The following is an 8,241-nucleotide window of genomic DNA, read 5'->3' on the forward strand; positions in this document are numbered from 1 at the left end:
TCCAAGAAACGCTCATATTTTTTTGTATAGCTGACAAGCCGTGAAATAGATCAGGCCTGAGTGAAATTCCCTTCACCATCTGAAACATAAGTAGTATAATCCTGACCTCTCTGCAGTGTAACCTCTTCACCCTTCGGGATCTTTCCTAAGACTTGAGCAGATTCAATTATGCTAAATAAATCAGAATTAAGAATAGTAGGAGCCAGTTCAAACAAGTGGATCGCTGTAGCTTGTTTTGGAAGTCCTGGGGTCAGTACCTTGGTCACCCATTCTCTCATTTCAGTTACATCCTTCCAATGATTACGACCTTGGGCACTTTTTAGTTTGCCGAATTGCTTTAACAACTCAAGAAGGGGATCTTCGCCCAGACCCACCACAACATGCTTATAGTAGGTATCAAGCCACTTAGCTTCAATATATGTGGGCAACTGATTTATCTCTGCCTTGCCAATACCTTGCCTAAGCAAATAAGTCTCAAAAGGCTTGTATATTGGACTGTCAGTTGGTGCAAAATAATCCATAGCACGCGTCGGTTCAATTGCCGTATGAATATCCCGTCTATTTGCTGCCCGACGAGTCTGGTCGCTACTTCGCGCTATAACGCTTACATGACTTCTTCTAGCCCATCTATGTACCACATATCTAAACTGATCTGGTGAAATACCTAATTCTTTACTAAGGTGCTCAATCTCCGGATCTTTTAAATATACATAGTCACCTGTACTGGCACTTGGCACCAGACCGCAGGTTCCACCACCTTGTGAAGGACCTGACAAGCCATAGGCAATGTATTTAATGCCATGCTGCAGACAGTATTTTCTCACTGCGACATCTGGCACAACAGGGTTCATCCTGTTTTCCACTACTGAAAGATGCACGCCAAAATGTCGAAGCTGCTTCTCAATATTTGGCAAATCAGTTTCAAGATTCAGAGACGTAATATCGACGTTGCTGAGACCTATGTGACAATGATACATTTTCCCAAGAAAGGACAGTTGTTTGAGCGACTTCTTTAAACCATTCTGTGGCAATTCGTGTAACATGATAGTATGAATGATAACACCAGGTGTTCGAAATAGTCTTTCAATTTCTTTTTCAGCACCGGATAATTCGCCCCATTTGAATTTATAAATTATTCTAACGGCTCCTTTGTTGATCGGAAATGACCTGAATAAATGATAGGTCTGACCATCGTGATAGCTATATGCGCAGTCAAAATCCCTCTGTCCTTCCAGATAAGCATCCCTGATTTCATTTTTTGATGCTTTATCCGTACCATGTACAGTACCTTGCAGAGGATGCTTCATCGCTGAAGATTGTTGCGGATGAGTCATTGTATCCTCTCGTATGTAAATGTTATGACCACAGGGTTTCCGATTACAGGAAAGTACTTTATACCAGAGGTAGTGCTGCGGTCCATGCTCATCTGTACTGGCGTGCGCTTCTTGATTTGGACCTCTTCTTGAACGATATCTTGTATCCGTGTCTATAACTACCTTGTCCCCTCTTCCCACGGTAGCCACTTCGTTAGCTTGAAAGTCTTTACTATACAAGGATCCATTGACTAACCTAACCAAATGAGTAATTCCGGTGACGGCCTTCTCTATTTGCTGAAGTTGGACAGTATCATCTCCCGATCTTCGTTTGTATTGATAGGGAGTCAAATTATCCCTACTGGATATTGCCATATTTGAAGCATGCCAGGCTTTTGCCCCCATTTCATCGGCCTCTTTTTCCATAACAGGGTCGTCATTAATATTAACTCTTGATTTGAGTTGAACCGTAGGTTTCACCCTTCCCTGCTTTTGCTGAACCACATGCCAGGCTTCATGAGGAAGATGTTTTTCCTGCCCAGAGGCCATATGAATATTATTGCCTTGAGCATAGGCGTGAGCATTGAGCTGGGCAGGTTTGGGTGAGTTGTAATGGACCTTGACGTCATCCATAGAATAACCGGATAGCCTTTCGATACCCATTTTAAGATTACCAGGCAAACCTGTATTATTAGGCTTGCGCTGCGCTACATCTTGTGCCACAGATCGATTAGAACTACTACGATTGTTTATATGTTTATTCTTGCTGTTCAATAAATTTTATTCATTGCATAAAAAATCGCACCAGTCCGTGAATCAACTCATCTCATGATATTCACACTGACAGCTTTCTCCCCAGTGAACCTTATTGTTGAAATAGGCTAAACAAGGCACTAGCATGTGGCCTGACAGACAAATCATCTGGCTTATATGGACTATTTGTGCCAGGATCCCAAGGTCCTAGACATCCACCTGAATTAACCGGTACTCTCGTAGCTGTGTCAACCGGCTGTATGGCGAATAGACCAAAACCTTCTTCATCCCAATACTGACCAGGAAATACAGACTGGATAGAATCATTTGGTCCTGGATCCCAAATGCCCGTATGGCATGAAGGTGCTGCTCCTGCCTGATTGCACTCCAACCCTACTGGATCAGCCTTCCATAATTCATCAGACCATTCGAAAAAAGCACCCCCAATACAGGAACCCGAAGAATCCGAACAATTGTCTCTCATGTTTTTATAGTGCCCCTTAACATAGGTTACCAAATTAGCCATTTGGGTGCTATCCATATCTACAATATTCCCTGAAGCATTATGAGTAGAAGCAGGAGCTCCCCACTCCGTAAGCATCAAAGGCTTTTTACTTCCGCTGGTTGCCGTTTCATAGGCGGAGAACAATACATCAAAACCATTGGAGTTAGTCCAGTTGCCTCTATAGGAATTGTAGCTCCAGAAAAAGTTTGAAGCTGTCATGTATTGATTACCTGAATTAACTGTATTCATACCATCATCTACATTAGCCAGAGTGACTAATTTTCCTGGAGCAATTTTGTTGAGTGTATCCGCAACATCATTCCAATAGGTGAAAAACTTAGAGTTGTTAATAGCGTCGCTAGAATTAATTTCATTGGCCATCACAAAACCCATCACGGCAGGATACTGACCCCAAGATTTAGCTAAATCAATTAAGCCAGTTTTTACCAGAGCACGCTTAGCCACATTCCCTGCATCATTCCAATTGGCTGAAAGAAAAATTGCGGCATCGTTTTTTGGAGGGGCATAGCCCATCAACACATAAATTGGATTGGTTCCATTGTTCCAACAAGCCTTAAGAAACTCCTCATGATTGTGATCCCAGGTAGATGGATTGCCTGCCTCTACTAGCTGTATTGAATCAAGTGTATTGTAAGTTTTTAGCAGGTTTACTCCATTCACTCTCATTAGACCCAAATCTCTCTTCCAAATAGAACGCCAGGTATTGATCGTGAAATCGCCATAGGGATTAAAAGCGGAACAACTACCCCATGGAACCGGAGAGTAACTCACGCCTTTGGCGAAGAAAGGATCTTGATTGACGCTGACCTGATAGTCGTTAATTACCCAGCTAGTACTTGTAGCACTTGGACTAGTCATAAGCATAGGAGTTCCGACAAGATCTAGACTCTCAGTCGGCGCCGTTGTTTTACAACTGATCAATATAGCTGTAAACAGTATGATTGATGTCAAATAGGTTAGTTTTCGGTTAGCTTGGTACATTTAATTTATGGTTTGATTTTTATTTATTAATTACATCTCGTCAACCTCCAAAAAGTACTCGACGTCTTCAAGTGTGAGATCGCTCCACTCAAAAAAATCGTTAGCATTGCCGGGGTTGATCTCTATTTTTGGAAATAAATGAAAGAGTTCATTATTCATTAGTTCGGTGGCATATTTCTGAATGTTTTTATCTGCGGAATTATAGATTTCCCGAATCAAAACCTCACGTGCCTTTAGTGATAGGTCTAATTTTTTTGCCTTAAATGCAATAGCTCCTCCGGGTTTTTGAAGTCTTAGGTGCTCTACACCCTCGACACGTTCCACCGTATAGGGAACATCCGAGGAAAGTAAGTCCAAAATAGTACCATCAAAAAAATCGTCCATGGAAACGATCAAAGAAGCACTATCTTCCCTTGATATTCCCATAGAGAAATCCTTGACTAACGCCACGTCAGTTACCAGGAAGATTTTATGATAGTTAAAAAATTCTGTGGTTAATCTGCGTATCACCTCTTTATGTATTTCCTTGAAATGTGGCATCCTATAATGATGAACATTATTGGCATCAAAGAAAAAACTCCCTTTTCCTCTCATCTGAGTAGCAAACTGATTAACATCCGGAGCAATAATTTTCCGCTTATGAGCTTCAAGCATTTTGTTGCTCTTGTAATCGCTATAACAATTGCTTAATAGCTGCCAATGATCCTTAGGCGGGTAGAAAACTTCCCATAGCGAATCATTTTTTTCAACAAATGGTTCTAGTACTGGTGAAGAGAAGCGATAGATGTCATCAGCAAAAGTATCCTTTATATCTAGTTCAAAGTATCGCTCATAAATGTTGCCAACCACATCAATGCTACGTGGACGTATGGCAAAAAAATCACCGATCTTCATATGGTTACCCAATGGCCAGTTTAACACAAAACCATTAGTTTTTCGAAAAAGTGCTCTATACAGATGTGCTAAATTTTTCATACCGAAAGTTTATTAAGGTCCTTCCTAAAAAAAGGAAAGACCTTATATAATGATTTAAAATTAGCTTCCTACAGCAGCTTCTGCGGCATGGAGGGCAGCCTCGGTGTTCAGCAGATTTGCATTTGCTCGAGTTAAGTCATTCTTAGCTTTAAGCATTTGTTGTTCTGCATCATCCGCGCTTTGTTGAGCTCTCTTCTCCACATCTCTCGCTCCTTGATAATACTCCTTCACCACGGCATCAATCGCGTTGATATTTATATCATCCCCTATTCCAGTTTGAGATACCATTTCATCAATTAGGTAGTTCAGCTCTATCTGAACAATCTCGGCCGTATTGCTGGCTTGATTGGCTGTTGATAATGCATTAAATGAAGAGGTCAGTGTATTCACTATGAGCGACACTGCCTTACTAGCATCATTTGCTGCATTAGAAGCTTCTTCCACTAGTTGTGAAGAGATCAAAGGGTTAGAGGATTTTGCGCTCATTATGGTCTCTGCTAAGGCACTAATATCAATTGCGGCCGCCAGCGTCATTTGTACCACTTGTTGCACTGATTTTAGCATCTTCTTTGTATCTGCATATGTATCGTTCGCAGTAGAAATAGCGACCTGTGCAGTGTTATTCAAAGACTTTACCTTTTGACTAGCATCCACTGCCAGATTATCTTGAGCGGTCATTTCAGTCAGCCGGTTGCCAGCTTCGCCTAGCAAATTCTGAAACAATTCGTTTTTTGATTCAAAGGACTGATAGGTCGCCTCCGCATCCGCCAATACTTTTTTGGCATCCTCAACCATGCGTTTCAGCTTACCGATTCGCTCGGTTTTCTGTGCTGTCACATCGTCAAACGCCTTTTTAAAACTGCTCAATGGTTTGAGCTCAGTCATACCTGTTGTTTTCATAATTTTCTTTTTTTTAGAATTGATTAAAATTGACAATTATTCAACTACACCGTAAAGTGCGTTTGGATCAGCATACTTAGAATGCACATCCTTGTACTTATTCTTATCCTCAGGGTCTGATGACTTGATGGCAGTGTAGACCACTGCCTGATACTGAATTGAAGATTTCGCATAGTGCTTTCTAATAAATTCAGGGTGAAGCTTCTGATAAATCTGATCTATGCGTTCCTTTTCACTCAAGAAGTCACTACTATCTGCTAAAATTTGGAGTGCTACTTTTGACAGATATAGCTCATTGAACTGAAGCGGTTCACCATAATTATCTGTTGCATCCTCAAGTAGCTCTGTAAAGAACAAAATATCCTGGGGCTGATCCTCCGTGTCAATTTTTTCGGAACCGTATTGCTCAGCAAAGTGAAAAATCAACTCAGATCTGTTTTTGTTAAATATTGCTTTGGAATAAGCCGTCAAAGTGCTCACATCGTCTTTGATTTTTTTGGCTTCCTTTTTAGCTAAATCCAGTGCAATTTGAGCGAGATAAACCTCGTCCTGAGCTTCTTCTACCTCAAGATTTGCCTCTCTTAAGAGAATAATCATTGCTTCGAGGTCGATCTCATCGTTCTCTTTTTCACTCTCCTTAGTCTTCTTCTTTTCCTTATCCTTAAGGACTTGAAGCTCAGCATCTTGAAGTGCTTTCTCTATTCGATTAAATTCAACTACCTTATCCGCTAACTTGGCCTCAGCTTTCTCGAATTGAGCTTGCTCTTGATTTACACTGGTTTCAGCATTAAAGAATCTCCTTAAGAAATCATCCAGTTTCAACTTCGCCAATGATAGTCTTTCGACCGCTTCTCTTTTTTGAATATCGGCCGAAATATGGTCCCACTTAAAAGGAGTCGCAGTATAATAATTACCCTTCTGAATTACTCCCATTAGATCAGAATCAAAAATAAAGTCGCTTTTCTTATCCTTGCTTGCTTCCAATTCTTGCTGCTGGAGCTTCTGATAAGTTATTTTCTTCTCATCCGTAATAGCTTCCTGGCCAGTTTTCGGAGTATAAATCTCAGTCGTCAATTGCTCCTGATACTCCAAAGTGTCATCACGCTCACCCTGGTATTCTTTAATTTGCTTTTTCAGTCTCTTTTTTACAGTTGGGTCCTTCTCAGTTTCTAAAGCTGTCTCCAGACTCGTCACCCGCTGCGCCAAATGATCAAATTTTGCCTTGGTAGCCTGAAGTTCTGAGAGCATTTCATTTAGCTTGTTGTTGGCTGTATTGTATTCATACTCAGCCTTATCCATTTGAGCTGCCAGATGGTCAATATGCCTATTGATTCTATTGGCCTTAACGTTATCAGCTTCCACCATCAAAATGCGAAACTCTTCCTTGTCTGGATTATATTTTTCATAATCAACTTTGAAGGAAACTTCAAAATTTCTCGAATCAAAGAATGGCGTGTAGACCTTCAATTCATCGTCATACTTCTTCACTCGATAAGGTCTCTTTTGAAGTATCAATTCTCTCGATGGCAGAGACAAATAATAGTCCAGACCATTGACTCTGTTTTCTGTTGTATCACGATATATAGCAAATATGAAAGCTACGTAATACTCTCCCTGTTCTATCGGCCTTCCCTTATAGTCGACAGCAATTCCTCTTACGTTTTGCTCATCGCAAAAAGGTCCCGATGCTTTAGTATTGCTGGTCTTTTGTTCCGAAAAGTCAGGTAAAATTGGAATTCTGGCTTGATCGGTACCAAGTAAATAAAACCTTCGTCTATAGATATCAGCTCCATCTGGTGTGATTTCATGATAGGTACCCACTTCCATCTCTCTGGCCAGATTGATATCAAATGCGTTGGCAGCATCTTTTTTTACCATAACCATTCTATAGGCCTTCAGTTTGTCTTCGTTCTTGAACTTATTGAACTGTATAGTGTAAGACTTACCAGGTCCTATCAGTGGCCAATCGTCAAGAAGGTTTTCATCCCTTTCGTCATAGTCCTCATCCACTTTTTCCTGAAGCAACAAATCATTGTTGGAAACCTGATTGATCAGTCGGCGAGTAGTCTTTATGGCTTTATCTTGCTTCTTAGCAATATCAAAAGTTCCGGCCGCTGCCGTCTCCACTTGTCTTGACTCTGTGAGAGCTTCATTTGACGCAACTGTTTTTTCAGACAGACCGCTATAACGTCCAGCTGTGGAAGAATGAAGACCTTTTATGGCTGCCAATGTTGCCTCCGCATCATTAACCACTGTACTGGCCGTCGATTGAGCTGCTTCGATCGTAGCTTGTAGTGAAACCAAACTAACTTCTTCAGCCTTTTTAGCTGCCTCACTTATTTTACCAAGCGCTGTCTGAAGGCTATCTTTAAAACGGCCATGATCAGCAGCATTCACTACCGCATTTATGCCTGCCACATCACTAGCTAATTTAGTGATGGCATTTGCTGAAATTTGCATATTAGTAGCAGCCGTTGAAACGTTGCTAGTTGCTTTACCAGAATCAACAAGCGATTGTTTCGCAGCTTTAAGGACATTGTTAGCACTATTTGTACTCTTCACCACCTTATCGTTCAACTTGAGCGCCTCTTTTTGTTCTGTTTTATAGTTTCGGTGGTTATTCTTATTTTTTTCCGTAGCACCATGCGCATGATATAACGACAGCTTAGCCGCACTTTTGGCATGATCATACTGGTACTTTTCCTTAACGAATTCTTCATCAGAATTTTTGATGGAATCGTGTAGTTCTTTTGTGTACTTATTCATGATTTGATGTTTAAAATTTTAATTAAG

5 protein-coding genes are annotated in these 8,241 nt (G+C 40.8%); all 5 read right to left on the reverse strand.

What is annotated here, in order from left to right; all coding sequences use genetic code 11:
- Nucleotides 1–50: 50 nt before the first annotated feature.
- Entirely contained in the window at nt 51–2,087 is a 2,037-nt protein-coding gene (locus R8N23_RS14780) for an aldo/keto reductase (protein ID WP_318172384.1), read from the reverse strand.
- 91 nt (nt 2,088–2,178) lie between these two features.
- Nucleotides 2,179–3,573, reverse strand: coding sequence for a hypothetical protein (locus R8N23_RS14785; protein WP_318172385.1), 1,395 nt, complete (start codon nt 3,571–3,573; stop codon nt 2,179–2,181).
- A gap of 30 nt (nt 3,574–3,603) precedes the next feature.
- Nucleotides 3,604–4,548, reverse strand: coding sequence for a hypothetical protein (locus R8N23_RS14790; protein WP_318172386.1), 945 nt, complete (start codon nt 4,546–4,548; stop codon nt 3,604–3,606).
- 60 nt (nt 4,549–4,608) lie between these two features.
- Complete coding sequence (locus R8N23_RS14795; RefSeq protein WP_318172387.1) at nt 4,609–5,448, reverse strand: hypothetical protein; 840 nt, start codon at nt 5,446–5,448, stop codon at nt 4,609–4,611.
- A gap of 36 nt (nt 5,449–5,484) precedes the next feature.
- A complete protein-coding gene (locus R8N23_RS14800; protein ID WP_318172388.1) occupies nt 5,485–8,214 on the reverse strand; it encodes a hypothetical protein in 2,730 nt (909 codons plus the stop codon).
- Nucleotides 8,215–8,241 lie beyond the last annotated feature (27 nt).

Source organism: Reichenbachiella sp. (assembly GCF_033344935.1).
Classification (GTDB): domain Bacteria; phylum Bacteroidota; class Bacteroidia; order Cytophagales; family Cyclobacteriaceae; genus Reichenbachiella.

Bases quoted from the DNA above. Each gene is read 5' to 3' on its own strand.
- R8N23_RS14790 (WP_318172386.1), bottom strand. From the start codon at position 4,548: ATGAAAAATTTAGCACATCTGTATAGAGCACTTTTTCGAAAAACTAAT.
- R8N23_RS14785 (WP_318172385.1), bottom strand. From the start codon at position 3,573: ATGTACCAAGCTAACCGAAAACTAACCTATTTGACATCAATCATACTG.
- R8N23_RS14795 (WP_318172387.1), bottom strand. From the start codon at position 5,448: ATGAAAACAACAGGTATGACTGAGCTCAAACCATTGAGCAGTTTTAAA.
- R8N23_RS14800 (WP_318172388.1), bottom strand. From the start codon at position 8,214: ATGAATAAGTACACAAAAGAACTACACGATTCCATCAAAAATTCTGAT.